This window comes from Streptomyces sp. NPDC003011 (assembly GCF_053591515.1).
Genome location: NZ_JBSFTY010000018.1, coordinates 1 through 16719, shown reverse-complemented (window position 1 = coordinate 16719; position 16719 = coordinate 1). Strand labels below are relative to the sequence as shown.

Genomic DNA, 16719 nt, shown 5'->3' with positions numbered 1-16719 from the left:
GTCAGCAAGCTCGTCAATCCCCTGCGCACGACGTGTCGACGCCCCGTCCACCCGCACGACCGGAGAGCTCCGGCCCTCCCGCGCCGCCTACGAGCGCAGCACCGCCTCCATCACCGCCCGCGCGATGGGCGCCGCCACCCCGCCGCCCGTGATGTCCCCCCGGACCAGGGAGGCGTCCTCCACCACGACCGCCACCGCCACCTTCGGCTCCAGGTCGTCGTCGCCCTGCGCCCAGGACACGAACCAGGCGTACGGCGTCCCGGCGTTGAGGACGCCGTGCTGGGCGGTGCCGGTCTTGCCGCCCACGGTGGCGCCGCGGATCGCCGCGTTGCCGCCGGTGCCCTCCGTGACCACCTGGGTCATCAGCTCCTTCAGCCGTACGGCGGTCGCCGGGTGCATCGCCTGCCGTACGGGACGGGGGCCGCCCGTCGCGACCGTGGCGCCGCCCGCCCGGGTCGTGCGCTCCACCAGATACGGCTCCCGCACCTGCCCGCCGTTGGCGACGGCCGCCGAGACCATCGCCATCTGCAACGGCGTGGCCCGGGTGTTGTACTGGCCGATCGACGACAGCGCCAGCTGCGCCCGGTCGACGGAGGTGTCGAACGTGCTCCGGGCCACCGAGAAGGGGATCCGCAGCGCCGTGTCGTTGAAGCCGAAGGCCTGGGCGGTGGCCGCCATGCCGGTCACGCCCACGTCCACGCCGAGCTTCGCGAACACCGTGTTGCACGACCACTTGAAGGCCTCCCGCAGCGACAGGTCCCTGCAGCGGTCCGACTCGTTGGTCAGGCTGGTCGTCGTCCCGGGCAGCCGGTAGGGGGCCGGTGAGTCGGTCGGCGCGTCCAGGTCCGTGATCACGCCCGCGTCCAGCGCGGCCGCCGCGGTGACCACCTTGAAGGTGGAGCCCGGCGGATACGTCTGCCGTACCGCCCGGTTGAGCATCGGCTTGTCCGCGTCACCGTTGAGCCGGGCCCAGGACCGGGCCACCCCGGCGTCGTTCCCGGAGAGCACCGCCGGGTCGTAGGACGGGCTCGACACCAGCGCCAGGATCCGCCCGCTGGACGGTTCGACGGCCGCGACCGCGCCCTTGCGTCCGCCCAGTCCGTCGTACGCCGCTTTCTGCGCGGCCCGGTTGAGGGTCGTCACGACGTCGCCGCCGGGGCTCCGGGCGCGCGTGAAGTCGTTCCACAGCGGGAGCGGCGCCAGCATCGGGTCCGCGCCGGAGAGGATGCCGTCCTCCGCGTGCTCCAGGAGCGTCGTCCCGTACTCCTGCGAGGCGAAGCCGGTGACCGGCGCGTACAACGGCCCGTCGGTGTACGTCCGTTCGTGGCGCAGCTGCTCACCGGTGTCCCGGGAGCCGGTGACCGGCCGGCCGCCGACCAGGATGTCGCCGCGGGGCCGGGCGTACCGGGCGATGTCGGTGCGGCGGTTGGCCGCGTTGTCGTCGTAGGCCCCGGCCTCGAAGACCTGGACGCGGGCGGCGTTGACCAGGAGCGCCACCAGCAGCAGGGCGCAGAAGGCGGCGGCGTGCCGGATGTACCGGGTCACGGGATCACCGGCCCGTCGGAGGCGTGCGGTCCCCGCGCCGAGTCGCTCACCCGGATCAGCAGGGCCACGATCGCCCAGTTGGTGACGACCGAGGAGCCGCCCTGGGCCAGGAACGGCATCGCCATGCCGGTCAGCGGGATCAGGCCCGTCACCCCGCCCGCGATCACGAACACCTGGAGCGCCACGATCGAGGCCAGCCCGACGGCGAGCAGCCGGCCGAAGGGGTCGCGTGTGCACAGGCCCGCCCGGTAGCCGCGCTCCACCAGCAGGCCGTACAGCAGGAAGATCGCGGACAGGCCCGCCAGGCCCAGCTCCTCGCCCGCGGTGGCCAGGATGAAGTCCGACTTGGCGGCGAAGCCGATGAGGACGGAGTGGCCGAGGCCGAGCCCGGTGCCGAGGACACCGCCCGCCGCGAAGGAGAACAGGGACTGGGCGAGCTGGTTGGGTCCCTCGCCGGCCTCGATCGACGCGAACGGGTGCTGCCAGTCCTCGACCCGGCTGTGCACGTGCGGTTCCAGCCAGCCGACGGCGACCGCGCCGAGCGAGGCCAGCAGCAGACCGACCGCGATCCAGCCGATCCGGCCGGTGGCGGCGTACAGCAGGACGACGAACAGGCCGAAGAACAACAGCGAGGTCCCCAGGTCGCGTTCCAGGATCAGCACGCCGACGCTGACCAGCCAGACGGCGACGATCGGGCCGAGGACGCGGCCGGTGGGCAGCTGGATCCGCCGGAACCGCCAGACCTGGCGGCCGGAGTACGCCAGCGCGTGGTGGTTGGCCGCGAGGTACGCGGCGAAGAACACCGCGAGCAGCACCTTCGCGAACTCGCCCGGCTGGATGGAGAATCCGGCGATCCGGATCCAGATGCGGGCGCCGTTCACCGCCGGGAAGAAGATCGGCAGAGTGAGCAGGACGAGGGCGGCGGTGACGCAGGCGGAGGAGTGCCGCGTCAGGACGCGGTGGTCGCGCAGCGCCAGGACGACCACGGTGAACAGGGTCACGCCGAGGCTGGACCACACGAGTTGGGCGGTCGCCGCCCGGTCGCCGGGTGTCTCCAGGTCGAGCCGGTAGATCAGGACCAGGCCGAGACCGTTGAGCAGCACGCCGATCGGCAGCAGCAGCGGGTCGGCACAGGGGGCGCGCAGGCGTACCGCGCCGTGCGCGAGCAGCGCGAGCACGCCGAGCCCGGCGCCGTAACCCGCGGCGCCGGGCGGGACGGTGCCGTTCTTGGCGAGGCCGACCGCGCAGTAGCCGTACACCGACAGCAGGACGGCGAGGACGATGAGGGCCAGTTCGATGCCACGGCGCCGGGGGAGGCGTACGACGGGCAGGGGCGGGTCCGCTGTCCGCACGGTGGTTCCGGCCTTGGTCATGCCCGGAACTTACCCAAATGACGCGGGTTGTCTGCCTTCGTCATCAGCACCAGCGTGGCGAGGGCCCGATGTTGTCGATGTACCGGGCCGCACCCCAGGCCCAGGTGCCGTCCGTGAGGAGGTACCACAGGGGGTTGCCGTCGACGGTCTGGCCGCCGGTCTTGCAGAAGATCTTGACGATCTCCCCGCGGTGCGCGTACCGGATGATCTGGGACCCGCGGTTCGGCGCGCTGCGCAGCGCGAGGGTGCCCGCGGTGACCACGCCCTTGTACAGGCCCTGGTCGTCATGGTGGTGACCGTCGCCGCCGAGGGTGTCCCACTCGTCGCTCGCGACGGCGGGAGTGGCGAGGGAGGCGGCGGCGAGGGCGCCGGCGGCGACGGCTATGGCGCAGCGGGAACGCAGGGACATGGGGTACCTCCGGGAACGGGGGCGGAACCTGACTTACCGCCACATTAGGAGCGGAAGCGGGCCCCCGCCCGTCACGCTGGTCCATAGGAGCAAGCACCCCCGAGGAGCGCCGGGAACCGTCCGGCACGCCCCGCCGGCCGCGGGCGGCGGACCCCCGGGCCCCTACCGCAGGGTCACCACGGCCACGGCCCCGCCGTCCGCCGCGTTGGCGAAGGTCACCCGCGCGCCGAGCACCTCCGCCTGTCCGACCGCGATCGTCAGCCCCAGCCCGTGCCCCTTGGCACCGCCCTCCGTACGGAAGCGCTGCGGCCCGTGCTCCACGAGGTAGTCCGGATACCCGTCCCCGTGATCCCGCACGGTGACCACCGGCCCGTCCACCGTCAGCACCACCGGCCCCCGCCCGTGCCGGTGCGCGTTCGCCACCAGGTTCCCGAGCACCCGCTCCAGCCGCCGCCGGTCCGTCTCCACGGCGACGTCCCGTACGACGACGACCTCCGTGCCGGTCCCCGACGCCCGCACCACCCGCCCGGCCAGCGCGCCCAGCGGCTCCGTGTCCAGCTCCAGCCGCTCCCGCCCGGTCTCCAGCCGGGAGATCTCCAGCAGGTCCTCGGTGAGCGTGCGCAGCGCCGCCACCCGGTCCCGGACCAGCTCGGTGGGGCGGCCCGGCGGCAGCAGCTCGGCCGCCGCGTGCAGCCCGGTCAGCGGGGTGCGCAGCTCGTGCGCCACGTCCGCGGTGAACCGCTGCTCGCTCAGCAGCTTGCCCTGGAGCGAGGCCGCCATGGAGTCCAGCGCGGCGGCGACGGCGGCCACCTCGTCCTGCGGCCGGGTCGGATCCTTCGTACGGGGGTCGCCGACCCGTGCGTCCAGGTCGCCGGCGCTGATCCGCCGGGCCACCTGCGCGGTGGTCTGCAACCGCCGGGTCACCCGGGTCACCGCGAACGCGCCGACCAGCAGCGTCGCCCCGATCGCCAGCCCCGACGACCAGACGATCGCCCGGTCGAGGCCGTCGATGGTGCGCTCGCCCTGCGCGTGGTCGACCTCCACGGCCAGCGCCCGGCCGCCGTCGACCGGGCCCGCGGCCCACATCGTGGGGCGCCCGTGGTGCTCGCCGACCATCGTGCCGCGTTCCCCGGCCGCCGCCAGCTCCCGCAGCGCCTCGGGCAGGCCCGGGGGATCGACGCCGGCGCCCCGCGCCAGCGCGTCCCCGGCCTCGAACGCCGCCGTCTCCTCCGTCAGCCTGGCCAGGGCGAGGTCCCGGGCCTGACCGACCGTCTGGTTCGTCACCGACACGTGCACCAGGACGCCGAGCAGGGCGGCCAGCGCGCAGCACATCACGGTGATGAACACCGCGGCCTTCGCACCGAGCGTGCCGGCCCACCGGGGGAGCGCGGGCCGTCTCATCGACCGCTCGCCGAGGAGGAGCCGGAGGGAGAAGGGGAAGCGGACGGGGACAGGGACGGGGACGGGGACGGGGAGGCCGTCGGGTGCTTCGAGTCCGTCGCGTCCGTCGAGTCCTTCGCGCCCTTCTTCCCGCCCGTGCGCAGCAACTCGTCGTGCGTCAGCAGCATGACGCGCTGGTCCGGGTCCCAGGTCCACTGGAAGCGGTACTCGTAGCCCGCGATGTCGGACGGCGAGCGGATGATCACGGACCGCCCCGCCAGCTCGACCCCGGTGACCGCGTCGTCGTTGGACATGACCTGCGTCAGCCGGCCCGACCGGAACGTGTAGACGCGCACCGCCGTCTGGTTGCCGGGCAGCAGCCGGAACCCGAGGGTCAGGTCGTCCCGTCCGTCACCGGTGAGGTCGCGGTAGTACGGCGTGAGGACGGGGCACCGGCCCGTGGCCGCGCCCCCGGCGCAGTCGGCCATCCGGCGGGCGGTCTCCCGGTACGTGGCCTTGCCGCCCGTGTACGCGTCCGGATGCCGGGCGATCTCCGCCCGGATCACAGCCACCGGGTCCACCCGGTGGATGTCGTCACCCGGGGCCGTGATGCCCCGCACGAGTTCGGACCCGCCGTCGTCGTAGTCCCAGGCCGGACTCGACGCGGGGGCCAGATCCGGCCACAGCCGGTCCGGGCTCATCGCGGTCGGCGTCGGCCCCGCCCCGCGCAGCGCGCCGGTGTCCCCGCAGGCCGACACGGTCGCCAGCAGCAGGGCGACGGTGGCGGCGGTACGGATGCGCGGGGCGGACACGGTGCTCCAGCGGTTCGGGACGAGGGGCGGCGAGGGCGGCGCGTACGGGGCGGTGCGCGCGTACCGGACGGGTGTGAGCGGCGGCTCCGGCAGCGCGCCCCGTACACCTTATTCCGCGCGTTCCGCGGGAAGTCCTTTTCGCGTACCCGGGTGACGCGCAGGGAGAAACGATGGGAGAAACGATTACTCGGTGAGCTCCTCCAGCAGCCGGGCGGTCGGCAGCCCGGCCTTCAGGTACTCCACGAACAGCTCGTTGTGCAGCGCCCAGGGGGAGCGCCGGGACCGTATCAGCCGGATCGCCTCGTCCGCGGAGCGCCCGCGGCCGATCAGGGCGTGCGCGACGACCAGGCCCGAGCGGTTGTAGCCGTGACAGGAGCGGACGAGGACCTTGCGGCCCCCGTCCAGCGCCTCGCACGCGGCCCGCGCGAGCCGGATCACCCCGGCGAGCTGGGTGCCGTCCAGCGGTCCGTCGGGAATCGGCCACACATGGTGCTCGACACCGGGGTCCGGCCCGTGCCCCGGCAGCCGCAGCAGGGTCTGCACGAGGCCGAACTCGTCCCGCACGACGGCGGAGCCGACCTGCCCGGGCCGACTGCTGAACTCGTGCCCGCCCATCCACAGACCGGGCACGATCTCGCTCCACGCACTGTCCGGAGCGGGTACGTCGGGTTGCTTCCCGCTCGTTCGCAACGGCGCCTCCCCAAGCCCCTGCCCACTCAACCCCTGGGCCGACAGAACCTACCCGGGTCGACACCTCCTCAAAGGTATCCGGCTTCTTGCGACCGGAGCACCCGCCTGTTCCCATGGTCAGGGGGTGATGTGCATGAGCGGACTGCGCGTCGTACCGACCTGGCGGCACGGTCGGGAACGGCTCTACGTCTGCCTCACGGACGGCAGGAACATCGCCTGGTACGACCGTGAGGCAGCCCGGGTCAACCTGCTCCGCGAGGACCGCAGACAGGACGTGCTCGACGTCCTCGGACCCTTCCTGACCGGGCCGGTGGCCGTGGGCCCGCCCCCGGTCCCGACCCCCGCGGAGCTGGCCCGGCTGTCCCTCCACCCGGACGACGACCTGGCGCCCAACCGCCCCGGCGAGGCGCTCCAGATCGCCCTGGACCGGGACCCGGGCCCCGCGCACCGGCTGCGCCCCGACCCGCGCCGCCGGGCCCTCGCCGCCGAACAGGCGGTGGGGGAGGCCCTGGACCGCCTGGACGGCGCGGGCTGGCACACCCTGCACTCCGTCCCGCTGCCCGGCGGCGACCGGGTGCACCACCTGGTGATCGGCCCGGGCGGCCTGTTCGCCGTGCACACGCTGTACGCCCGCAGGCAGCGGGTCACGGTCGCCGACCCGATGGTCACGCTGGGCCGCCGTGAACCACACCCGCTGCTGCGCCGCGTCCGGGCCGACGCCGACCGGGCCTCCTACGCCCTGACGGCCGAGGTCCACCCGGTCCTGGCCCTCGTCGGACCCACGGACGTGACGGTCGCCGCGCCCCTGCGCGCGGTCCGGGTCCTGACGGACACGGAGGTGGCGGACCTGGCCCGCACCGGCGGCGTGCTCAAGCCGGCGGACGTGGAGGCGTTGCACGCGATGGCGCGCGACCGGCAGACGTGGACGCGGGTGTGAGTCACCGCAGGTGCGTCACCGGACCGGCTGGAAGAAGCGGTCCAGCGCGAAGTGGCCGATGTCGCGCCCGATGCGGTTGCCGACGATGTCGCTGGTGCGGAAGTGGATGCCGGCCCACACCCGGGTGTCGATGACGTCCTGGTTGAAGTCGGCCGCCTTCGTGTAGGTGCGGGTGGTGCCCGTCCGCGCCGAGGAGATCCGCAGGTCGATGTCGCCGCCGGTGAGGCCGTCCAGCACGGTCACGACGGCGGCGCTGTTGACATTGTGGCCGCTGATCCAGTCCGGGTAGGCGGGCGTGTGCAGCAGCGGTTCCCAGTCCCGGTCGGGCTCGGTGGCGGGGTTGTCGTCGGTGTCGGCGAGCCGGATCGCGGTGATCGGGCGCCACTGCCCGTAGGTGTACTTGCAGTCCCAGGTGGCGATCGTCGCGTCGGCGGCGGCCGTGTTGGCTGCGGCGAACAGCCGGGCCGCGTCCACGATGTCGAGGTCGTGCCGGGCGACGTACCCCCGGAAGGAGTTCTGGAACTGCACCGGCAGCGCGTCGCCGAAGAACAGTGCGGTCTCGGTCTGCTCGGGCGTCCGCTCCTTGCTGTTCTTCGCCCCCATCGCCTTGACCTCCGCGAGATCCCTGGCGTACCGCTTCGAGGTCAGCCGGGGCGGCGGCCCGGGCCGGAACTGGTGCGGCGAGTCGAGCAGCATCGGCCGCAGCCGGGCGATCCACGGGTTGACGAAGGGCTGGTGCGCGGGAAGCGCGGGCCGCCAGACGCCGGCGGCGGGCTTCTGGTCGTACGTCATCGGGTCGCCGCGTCCGTCGTCCTCGCGCAGTTCGATGATCCGGTCGGCGGCCCGCTCACCGAAGCGGACGCCCTGCTTCTCGGCCTTCCCGTCGGGGATCTTCGCGAGGGAGGCGGTGTAGGTCTTGTTGATCCGGGATTTCGAGCCCGGGAAGTACGTCAGCAGCACCCGGCGCGCGGCGGCCGCGGCGGCGGCCTCGGGGGAGGCGGTCCGGGGACCTCGTACGTCCCACCGGTAGGGCGTGTAGCGGCCCTCGATGCCGACGACCGCGTTGTAGACGGCGGCCGAGACGAAGCCGTACCAGACGAACGGCTCGGCCGTCGGACGCTCGGCGTCGCCGCTGACCACCGCCACGGCGGTCTTGTTCCAGTCGGTGATCACCTGCGGGCCGGCCGCCCTGGCCGGGGGCTGCTCCTGGGCGGCGGTCGTCGGGACGGCCCAGGGCAGGGCGCCGAGGGTGAGCGCGGCGAGTCCGACGGCGAGGGGGCGGCGGAGAGAGCGGGAGGGTGGTCGGGTTTCCATGCGGCTCCTTGTGTCGTGGGGGACGTGTGTCGTGGGGGACGGGTTGTTCAGGGCAGCGGTCCTGCCCGGTCCGGGTCGAGCAACGGGGACAGCAGATCGCCGTGGTCCGCTACGCGGGGCGCGAGGTCCGGTGCCTGGAAGGCCAGCTGCGCGGGTGTCGCGCAGTCCTCGACCTCCGTCCACGTCACCGGCGCCGACACCAGGGGCTCGGCACGTGCCCGAAGGGTGTAGGGCGTGGCCGTGGTCTTGCGGGCGGCGTTCTGGCTCCAGTCGACGAACACCTTTCCGGGCCGCAGACTCCGCGTCATCCGGTGGACGACCAACCGGGGTATCGCCCGTTCCGCCTCCACGGCCAGCCGCCTGGCGTACTCCGACACCTGATCGGACGACGCTCCCCGGACCGCCGCCAGCAGATGCAGCCCCTTGGACCCGGCGGTCTTCGGGTAGGCCTCGATCCCGTCCGCCGCGAGCCGCTCCCGCAGCCACAGGGCGACCTCGCAGCACTCGACGATCGTCGCGGGCGCCCCGGGGTCGAGGTCGAAGACCAGCCGGTCGGCCTCGCCGGGCGAGCCGATCAGCCACTGGTGGGTGTGGAACTCGGTGACCAGGTTCGCCGCCCACATCAGGCTCGCCAGGTCCTGCACCAGCACCATCCGGGCCGGCCCCTCCGACCGGGGCACCTCGGCGGTGGTGACCCAGTCGGGCGTACCCGGCGGCACGTTCTTGGCGAAGAACACCTGGCCCTGGGGCCCGTCGGGATAGCGCAGGAAGGACACCGGCCGGTCCCGCAGATGGGGCAGCAGGACCTCGGCGGTGGTGGCGTAGTAGTGCAGCAGTTCGGCCTTGGTGAAGCCGGTCGCGGGATACAGCACCTTCTCCAGGTTGCTGAGCGCGAGCCGTCGCCCCTCCACCTCTGTGATCGGCGTCATACGATGAGAATCCCAGTATGTGGCCGTAAATAGTTCTCAATCACCAAAAACCGATCGAAAGGGTGCTGCACGTGCGATCCATATGGAACGGCGCCATCTCGTTCGGCCTGGTCAGCATCCCGATCAAGCTGGTCAACGCGACCGAGAGCCACTCGATCTCCTTCCGCCAGATCCACACGGAGGACGGCGGCCGGATCCGCTACCGCAAGGTGTGCGAGCTGGAGGACCGCGAGGTCACCCAGTCCGAGATCGGCAAGGGCTACGAGGACGCGGACGGCACGATCATCCCGATCACCGAGGACGACCTGGCCCACCTGCCGCTGCCGACGGCCAGGACGATCGAGATCGTGGCCTTCGTGCCGGCAGACCGGATCGACCCGCTCCAGATGGACGCCGCGTACTACCTCGGGGCGGGCGGCGCCCCGGCCGCCAAGCCCTACACCCTGCTGCGCGAGGCCCTCAAGCGCAGCCAGAAGGTCGCCATCGCCAAGTACGCGCTGCGGGGCCGGGAACGCCTCGGCATGCTGCGCGTGGTGGGCGACGCCATCGCCCTGCACGGACTGTTGTGGCCGGACGAGGTCCGCGCCCCCGAAGGCCTCGCCCCGGACACGAACGTCACCGTCAACGACAAGGAACTCGACCTCGCGGACGCCCTCATGGACACCCTCGGCGAGATCGAGTTGGACGACCTGCACGACGAGTACCGGGAGGCGCTGGAGGAGGTCGTCGCCGCCAAGGCGGCCGGCGAGACACCGCCCGAGGCGCCCGAACCGGCCAAGGGCGGCAAGGTCCTCGACCTGATGGCGGCCCTGGAGAAGAGCGTGCGGGCGGCGAAGGAGTCGCGGGGCGAGGGGACGGCCGGCGAGCCCGCAGAGGAGCCCGCGAAGGTCAGACGCCTGCCGGCTGGGAAGTCGGCGCGGACGGCGCCCAAGCAGGCGGGCGGCAAGAAGTCGACGGCGTCCGCGGCGAAGAAGACCGCCGCCAAGAAGACCACCGCGTCCGCGTCCACGAAGAAGTCGACGGCCAAGCCGACCGCGCGATCGACCGCCAAGTCGGCGGCCACGTCGGCGAAATCGGCCCAGGGCACGAAGAAGACGGCGGCGAAGAAGACCCCCGCGAAGAAGACCGCGGCCCGCAAACGGACCGCGTGACCTGCGCACCGCGTCAGCGGCGGGACCGCGGACGCAGGTCTCGGCAGCCTGTCGTCGTCTGCCGTCCCGTCAGCCGAGCGTCTTGGCGGACTCGATGACGACGGGCTGGGTGGGCACGTCCTGCATGCCGCGGACGGTTCCGGTACGGACCTGCTTGATCTGGTCCACGACGTCCTGGCCCTCGGTGACACGGCCGAAGACGGTGTAACCCCAGCCGCTCGGGTTCTTCGCCGTGAAGTTGAGGAACTCGTTGTCGGACACGTTGACGAAGAACTGGGCGGTCGCCGAGTGCGGGTCGCTGGTGCGCGCCATCGCCACGGTGTACGCGGTGTTCTTCAGCCCGTTGTCGGCCTCGTTCGGAACCGGTGCGAGGGTGGGCTTCTGCGCCATCTCCGCGGTGAAGCCACCGCCCTGCACCATGAAGCCGTCGATCACCCGGTGGAAGATGGTGCCGTCGTAGTGCCCGTTGCGGACGTACGTCAGGAAGTTCTCGACGGTCTTGGGGGCTTCGGCGTCGTTGAGTTCGAGAACGATGCGGCCGAAGTTCGTGGTCAGCTCGACCCTGGACATGGAATACGTCCCTTTCTGTGGGGCTTGGCCGCAGCATCTTGTCACACGGCCCTTTTCCGGGTGTGCCGCCGTGACAACGCGGACCGGACGAACGGCGGGGACGGCGGCGACGGCGGCGAGCGGCGGCGAGCGGCGGGCGAGCCTGCGCACACGGCTCCGGCGGACGCGGCAGTCCCAGGTGTCTATGCAGGTCACGCGCCTGACTGACAGTCAGCCAGCCTGGCGGTCCGGTGTACGGATCGGAGTGACTCCGCGGTCGGCGGCCCTGCGGTGGAAGACGCCGAGGGGGATACGCACCGCGGGCGAGAGCCGATGCTCAGACCTTGATGACGGTGATGCGAGAGCCGCACAGGGCGGTCAGATCCTCGGGGTCTGAGGTGAGAACCGTCGCCGGACCGGGGGCGGCGAGGGCGGTGGCGCCGAGCAGGGCGTCGACGGCGTACTTGCGGCCGCGCAGGCCGGCGTCGGCGAGGAGGGCGGCGGCATGACGGGCAATGGGCTCGGTGACCGGTTCGATGACGAGGCGGGAGAGGGCCCACTCCAGGGCCGGGCGGTTGATCCGTGGGTGGACCACCTCCACGAGGGTTGCCACGGAAATGATCACCCGCAGGTCGTCGGCGCGAGCGAGGGCGAGCCAGCCGGTGACGGTGCGGTCGCGAAGGACGGCCTTGGCCAGCCCTTGGCTGCCGAGGACCAGGGTGCCGCCGGGGGTGGCGGCGGAGGAGCGGGTCACGCGGCGCTCGCCCCGTCCTGCACCTGCTGCTGACGTGCCTGGTGGAGCTGGTCGCGCAGGGCCTGGATCTCCTCGCCGGTGATGGGCCCGTGCTCGGCCTCGGCGACCTGGATGAGCTCGTTGAGGTTGTCCCGCTCGATCTGGCGAGCGACGGCAGCGGCGACATAGGCAGACAGCCCCGAAGGGCCGCTGCGGGCCTTGGCGGCTTCGGCGATTCCACGGGGCATGGTGATCGAGTACTTGCCGGTAGGGTCACTCATGCCACCTAATCTGCCTCTGATCCTCCCAGTAGCGGACGGGGCCGCAGCGCCGTCGTTGCTGCCGGGGCCTGATGTGGGCAGCCAGGACGTTCACGTGAACTCCCCTGCGTGTGCGGACCAGTGGTGAGTCAGATGGGTCCCGGATCGGTTGCGCGGGTGCCCTGCCGTACCTCGTCGTGAATGCAGACGGCTGTCGTGTGAAGTTGTGGGCTTGGTTCTGAATGCGGCCTTTCAACGTGCGGGCAGGTGGTGGCGGTGGACCATCCATGGTGCGCAGGATCGCCGGTTCGGCCAACCGGCGATCCCACGCTATGTTGCGCTGCCAGAAACGGAGAACCTGAACCAGGAAGACCTCCGAACCCCTGGTTCAGAGCGGGCGCCGTTTGCGGATGGGCAGGATGCTCAGGGCCATGACGGCTCCGTCGTCGCGGAACGAGATCGGGCCGTTCCATCTCTGCCCGGCTTCGCGGGTTTCGTGCCGTGTCGAGCGGAGTTCGTAGGCTGCTTTCCGGTACTCTTCCACGCGGCCTTTCCTGATGAGTTCGTATAGTCTCGAATCCATGCCGGAGAACGCCTCGATGCGTACGGTCTCCACGCGGAAGACGTGGTCTGTGCCGACGAATTTCGTATCGCCGATCTCTATGTCCGCGTCTTGGTAGCTGGATGTGGCGGCGAAGGTGGGCGCGGCGTAGTGCTTTTGTCCTTGGTGTGCGGTGAGGTAGCGGGCTGTTGTCGGTCCTCCGCCCGAGAATGCGGTCAGGCCGGCTGCCGCGGTGCGGGCCAGGAGCTGGCCGAACCAGCCGAGGTCTTTCTGGCACCTGGAAGCCGTCGACGGTCCGTGTCCGTTTCCCGTCGCGGGCGGGTATGCGGATGGCGTTGGGGTAGGGGATACCGGGCTTGTCCCTGATTTCCTCGTCGGCGTTGCCCGGGCCGTCCGGTGTGCGGAGAGGGAGGAGTGCTTCGCCGGGGGATTGCAGGGCGTTGACCACGACTCCGCCCTGCCCCATGAGTTCGGTGGACAGCATCAGGCACGGCGTCGTGTTCCACGGGCCGATCTGCATGCCTTCGGTCAGTTCGGAGCCCTTGACCAGTTGCTGGAGCGTGGTGCTGCGGGTTCGGCCGGTCCGCTTACTCGGCTTCTGGTGGTTTCCCCGGCAGACCACGAACGTGACTTTCGATGGCTCTCCGGGCTTCCATGCCTCGATGAGGTAGTCGGGGCGGGGCCGTGAGCCTTTGCCGCGCTGCGAGCCGCCCAGGGCCCAGCCGGCCCGCAGTACCGTGCTCGTGTCGACGACCGAGACGATGTGGTCGGGGTAGTGCTGCTGCACGATGTGTTCTGCTGCGGCGAGGCCGAAGCCCACTGCCAACTCCCGGGCCTGCATGGACTTGTACCAGCGCTCGGAAGAGCGTCCCTTCTCGGTCAGGTCCATGGAGCCGGCGCGGTTGCCGTGCAGTGCCTCGCAGTACTTCAGGCTCAGCCAGTGTTCCGCGAGTCCGCGTCCCATTCCCTGGCTGGGCAGTACGAAGCCGCGCGCCAGGGCGTGCAGCACCTGCCACGGCGTCAGCTCGATCGACCGTTCGCAGTCGACCCGCGCGACGGGGTGCAGTTCGGGTTTCCGGCGTACTGCTTCCTGGCCCTTTTCCCGGCGCTGCTTGTCGATGGCCGCCGCCGCGGAGTCGACATGAGCCGCGAGTTCTGCCGTCGACCGGATGTGAATGGTCCTTTGGTGGCTGAGTCCGTTCAGGATCTGTCGCGCGGTTCTTGCCATGCATCCCCCACGGTGTCCGCGTGCTCGCCGGCCGGGAACGGTAGTTCGGAGCATTGGGGCGCATGCAAGTGCGCATGGTGAGCCATGGTGCACAACCGGCCACATCGGGACCGAGGGTGAGCAGGAGCCACGGACGTCGTGCAGACCGTCCGACGATCCGCACTCGTCAGCCGGACGCTGCCCGAGTGCCCTCTTATCGGGATGTTCGAGTGGATGTGCCGGGCAGTCATGTCCCCGCCGAACAGAAGGAGGCGGGACTCGCGCAGGTGGTCCAGCCGGTCGGCGAGCGGAACAGCGGTCCGCTCCCGGGCTGGGCGGCCGAGCCATCTCAACCACGCACAAGTGGGACGGCTCCACCGACGGCGTCGGCCCCTCCGACGTTGGCTTGACCAGGGCTCTGCCGGTCTGGTTCATCTTCAACCCGGAGAGCGAATACGTGCCGGTCGAAGGCAAGGACGACGAAACCGACGGCGGCAGTGCCCGCTCGCCTGGCATCGATGTGCGCTGCGACTGCCCGCTACCCGGCCGCTGCGGCTCACCTGTGGATGGTGCAGAGCAAGTCCGGGATTAAGAACCTGGGGACCATCGCCAAGCCGCTGCACTACCGTCCCGACGCGGACAACGGGCGGGTGGACTCCACCTGGACGAAGAAGAAGATACGTGCCCGGGTCTGCGGCTACAGCGGCGACCGAACCGACGGGTACGTTCCGACCAAGGGATTCGTGTCTCATTCGAAGACGTTTCTGCAACCGGAGTTCCGCTCGCAGACCCCACTGCCGAATCCGGACAAGGTGAACTGTGATGAGGTGCCGTTCGCCTCGACGTATGAGTCCGTCGGCCTGCCGGCTTCCGCCGGCGGGAAGAACCCGGCCGGCAAGGCCGGAGGTGGCGAGTGCATCCAGACCGTAGCGGCGAAGGTCGACGACGGCAGTGAACACCTCCTGGACGACACCCGCTACGACGCACCGGCATTCAGCGAGAAGTGCGGCCGTTCCTCGATGTCGGGGTACGTCAACCAGGGCGCGATGAACAAGTACGGCAACGAGTTACTGGCGCAGATGCGGGTCATCGACAATGACAAGTTCGCCGTCAATCCCGGTCAGCTGTGGTTCAAGGACTGCACCATCGGTGCGGCGAACCTCATCTGCGAAATGAAGAAGCCGTAGCCACTGCACGCTCCGACCGGGGGCCCGTCAGCCAGACGGGCCCCCTGGGCGGAGCGTGGTCAGTGGACGGGCCGCCAGTGCTCCAGCGCATCGTCCAGGAGCGGACTGTCGGGGTCATCCCAGACCAGGCAGCCCCAGACCAGGCCGGGCACATCTGGGCCCATGGCATCGGCCGGCCCTTCGGTGAGCGTGCGGTGTACAGCTTCGAGATAGGCGGCGATCGACGGATAGCCGGGCTTGTCGCAGGCCAGGTTGTCCGGCAGCGACCAGTAGCCGACGCCGTCCGCGCCCACGTAGTGCCCGGACTCGGGGCCTGTTTCGTCGCCGGTCAGCCACGGAACCACCGCGGCGCCCCACCCGTCGCTGCGCCCGATCTCGGGCAGCCGCGGCCTGAGCGCATCCGCCGGGCCGAGCAGGATCCCGCCAGGTAAAAACGCCCCCGAGCCAACCTCGCCCTCTTCCTCATTGGCCTCGATGTACTGGTGCTCCACACCACCGCAAAGCCGCCACAGCGCGGCCAGCTCCGACGGCAGGGCGAACCCGAGGTGCTGCCTCAGCGCCGCGTCCGCGTTCGCTATCTCCGTCTCCGGCGCGGGGGGCAGCAGCGAGGCGTACGAGGTGAGGGCGTGCTGCTCCAGCCACGCCATGATGCGGCCCCATGCCGCCTCGACCTGGGCCTCCTGGCCTTCTGCCTTCAATTGATCGCTCATCCCGCCAAGCTAACCGGCGGGCAGGATGGGGATTTCTCTGAGGAGCATCACGCTGCCACCATCAGCTTGTAGACGGGGACGTCCTTGGGGTCCACGGCCTTGCCGCAGACGGTGCGTTTCGCGGCGTCGACGAGGGCCTATATGTGCGGCGGCAACAGCTCGTTGGCGTCCATGAGCGCGCGGACTTCCGGGACAGTGGTGCCGAAGTCCTCGGCTGGGGGCCAGGTGGGCGGGCAGGTCTACGGCCATGCCCTGGGCGCGCATGACGCCGATGATGTCCGGTATGAGGAAATAACCGATGCGGTGGTAGTCCGGTTCGCCGTCGCGCGGCTGGGCGATGTATAGGTCGAATGTCATGAGGAGGGTGGCTGCAAGAGGTCGGGGGCCCGGCGCACTGCGGCACGCCGCGCCGGCCGACCGGGTGGGATCAGGGCTGCGTGGCGTCGTGCGCCTCCTGCATGGCAGAGCCGGGCTCGGCGTGCTCGCTGGTGGCGGCGTCAATCTCGATGTGGCTGGCGCCGCAGTAGACGTCGAACACGGTCGAGTTGGCCTCGATTCGTCAGCGGCTGACTTGCTCGGCAGTTCGCCCGTAATGTCCTCGGGCCGTTGGAGGTGGGCCGTCGCGTGACGCCGCGGGTGCGCCGGGTTCCACGAGCCCGGAGTCCTGCCGGTTTTTCTCCTTCCTGGTCCTTGTCGGGGCGGTGCCCGGCCGTCAGGTGACAGCCGGGAGGGCGGTGAGCCGCTGCCAGCAGGTGGTGAACGCTTTTGCCCAGGGCCAGGGCGCGTCGATGCGCAGCCATCGGCGTCGGGCGTGATCGGCGAGGCGGGCGGGCAGGTGGTAGAGACGGAAGCGCATGGTGTCCGGTTCGGCGCCGACCAGGCCGTCGATGTCGTGCAGGGCCAGCAGCCGCACCCAGGCGTCGAGATCACTCGCGAGGTTCGCAGCGAGTATCCAGCCGCGGTTCACTTCC

16 protein-coding genes and 1 pseudogene are annotated in these 16719 nt (G+C 71.1%); 3 read left to right on the top strand and 14 right to left on the bottom strand.

The features are described 5' to 3' along the window. Window positions 1–87: 87 nt before the first annotated feature. The 6 genes from ACWD0J_RS12095 to ACWD0J_RS12070 form a co-directional block, all read right to left on the bottom strand. A complete protein-coding gene (locus ACWD0J_RS12095) occupies window positions 88–1545 on the bottom strand; it encodes a penicillin-binding transpeptidase domain-containing protein (RefSeq protein WP_451495671.1) in 1458 nt (485 codons plus the stop codon). Next, window positions 1542–2918 (bottom strand): FtsW/RodA/SpoVE family cell cycle protein, encoded by a 1377-nt coding sequence (locus ACWD0J_RS12090; protein WP_451495670.1) that lies wholly within the window; start codon window positions 2916–2918, stop codon window positions 1542–1544. The genes ACWD0J_RS12095 and ACWD0J_RS12090 overlap by 4 nt, the downstream gene beginning before the upstream one ends. 43 nt (window positions 2919–2961) lie before the next feature. After that, window positions 2962–3327, bottom strand: coding sequence for an SH3 domain-containing protein (locus ACWD0J_RS12085; protein ID WP_451495669.1), 366 nt, complete (start codon window positions 3325–3327; stop codon window positions 2962–2964). Window positions 3328–3489: 162 nt separating this feature from the next. After that, complete coding sequence (locus ACWD0J_RS12080) at window positions 3490–4728, bottom strand: ATP-binding protein (RefSeq protein ID WP_451495668.1); 1239 nt, start codon at window positions 4726–4728, stop codon at window positions 3490–3492. Further along, window positions 4725–5519: a hypothetical protein gene (locus tag ACWD0J_RS12075; protein ID WP_451495667.1), complete on the bottom strand. Its 795-nt coding sequence runs from the start codon at window positions 5517–5519 to the stop codon at window positions 4725–4727. Before ACWD0J_RS12075 ends, ACWD0J_RS12080 begins: the two co-directional genes overlap by 4 nt. Window positions 5520–5702: 183 nt before the next feature. Further along, a complete protein-coding gene (locus ACWD0J_RS12070; RefSeq protein ID WP_451495666.1) occupies window positions 5703–6209 on the bottom strand; it encodes a protein-tyrosine phosphatase family protein in 507 nt (168 codons plus the stop codon). 133 nt (window positions 6210–6342) lie between these two features. Between ACWD0J_RS12070 and ACWD0J_RS12065 the strand changes: the two genes are divergently transcribed. Then, on the top strand, window positions 6343–7146 hold the full coding sequence (locus tag ACWD0J_RS12065; RefSeq protein WP_451495665.1) for a nuclease-related domain-containing protein: 804 nt from the start codon (window positions 6343–6345) through the stop codon (window positions 7144–7146). A 15-nt stretch (window positions 7147–7161) separates the two neighbouring features. On the opposite strand, the gene ACWD0J_RS12060 is transcribed toward ACWD0J_RS12065, so the two are convergent. Together ACWD0J_RS12060 and ligD are read right to left on the bottom strand one after the other, a co-directional pair. Then, window positions 7162–8460 carry a vanadium-dependent haloperoxidase gene (locus tag ACWD0J_RS12060; RefSeq protein ID WP_451495664.1) on the bottom strand — a complete coding sequence of 433 codons (1299 nt, stop codon included), beginning with the start codon at window positions 8458–8460 and terminating at the stop codon, window positions 7162–7164. Window positions 8461–8507: 47 nt separating this feature from the next. After that, complete coding sequence (gene ligD, locus ACWD0J_RS12055; RefSeq protein ID WP_451495663.1) at window positions 8508–9389, bottom strand: non-homologous end-joining DNA ligase; 882 nt, start codon at window positions 9387–9389, stop codon at window positions 8508–8510. 71 nt (window positions 9390–9460) lie between these two features. Here ligD and ku point away from each other — a divergent pair, with 71 nt between their 5' ends. Beyond that, on the top strand, window positions 9461–10540 hold the full coding sequence (gene ku / locus ACWD0J_RS12050; protein WP_451495662.1) for a non-homologous end joining protein Ku: 1080 nt from the start codon (window positions 9461–9463) through the stop codon (window positions 10538–10540). A 69-nt stretch (window positions 10541–10609) separates the two neighbouring features. On the opposite strand, the gene ACWD0J_RS12045 is transcribed toward ku, so the two are convergent. From ACWD0J_RS12045 to ACWD0J_RS12030, 4 genes are all read right to left on the bottom strand, one after another. Further along, on the bottom strand, window positions 10610–11110 hold the full coding sequence (locus ACWD0J_RS12045) for a peptidylprolyl isomerase (RefSeq protein WP_451495661.1): 501 nt from the start codon (window positions 11108–11110) through the stop codon (window positions 10610–10612). Between the two features lie 316 nt (window positions 11111–11426). Then, window positions 11427–11843 carry a DNA-binding protein gene (locus ACWD0J_RS12040; RefSeq protein WP_451495660.1) on the bottom strand — a complete coding sequence of 139 codons (417 nt, stop codon included), beginning with the start codon at window positions 11841–11843 and terminating at the stop codon, window positions 11427–11429. After that, window positions 11840–12103, bottom strand: coding sequence for a CopG family transcriptional regulator (locus tag ACWD0J_RS12035; RefSeq protein WP_451495659.1), 264 nt, complete (start codon window positions 12101–12103; stop codon window positions 11840–11842). Before ACWD0J_RS12035 ends, ACWD0J_RS12040 begins: the two co-directional genes overlap by 4 nt. Before the next feature lie 128 nt (window positions 12104–12231). Then, the gene (locus tag ACWD0J_RS12030; protein ID WP_451495658.1) at window positions 12232–13872 is read right to left on the bottom strand and encodes a hypothetical protein; all 1641 of its coding nucleotides are present in this window, start codon (window positions 13870–13872) and stop codon (window positions 12232–12234) included. Between the two features lie 545 nt (window positions 13873–14417). Between ACWD0J_RS12030 and ACWD0J_RS12025 the strand changes: the two genes are divergently transcribed. Next, window positions 14418–15038: a hypothetical protein gene (locus tag ACWD0J_RS12025; RefSeq protein ID WP_451495657.1), complete on the top strand. Its 621-nt coding sequence runs from the start codon at window positions 14418–14420 to the stop codon at window positions 15036–15038. A 59-nt stretch (window positions 15039–15097) separates the two neighbouring features. Here the strand turns inward: ACWD0J_RS12025 and ACWD0J_RS12020 are convergent, their stop codons facing one another. Further along, window positions 15098–15748, bottom strand: a complete 651-nt coding sequence (locus ACWD0J_RS12020; RefSeq protein WP_451495656.1) for a hypothetical protein — start codon at window positions 15746–15748, stop codon at window positions 15098–15100. Window positions 15749–16460: 712 nt separating this feature from the next. Continuing rightward, window positions 16461–16719 (bottom strand): annotated as a pseudogene (locus tag ACWD0J_RS12015) (IS1380 family transposase); the annotation flags it as partial.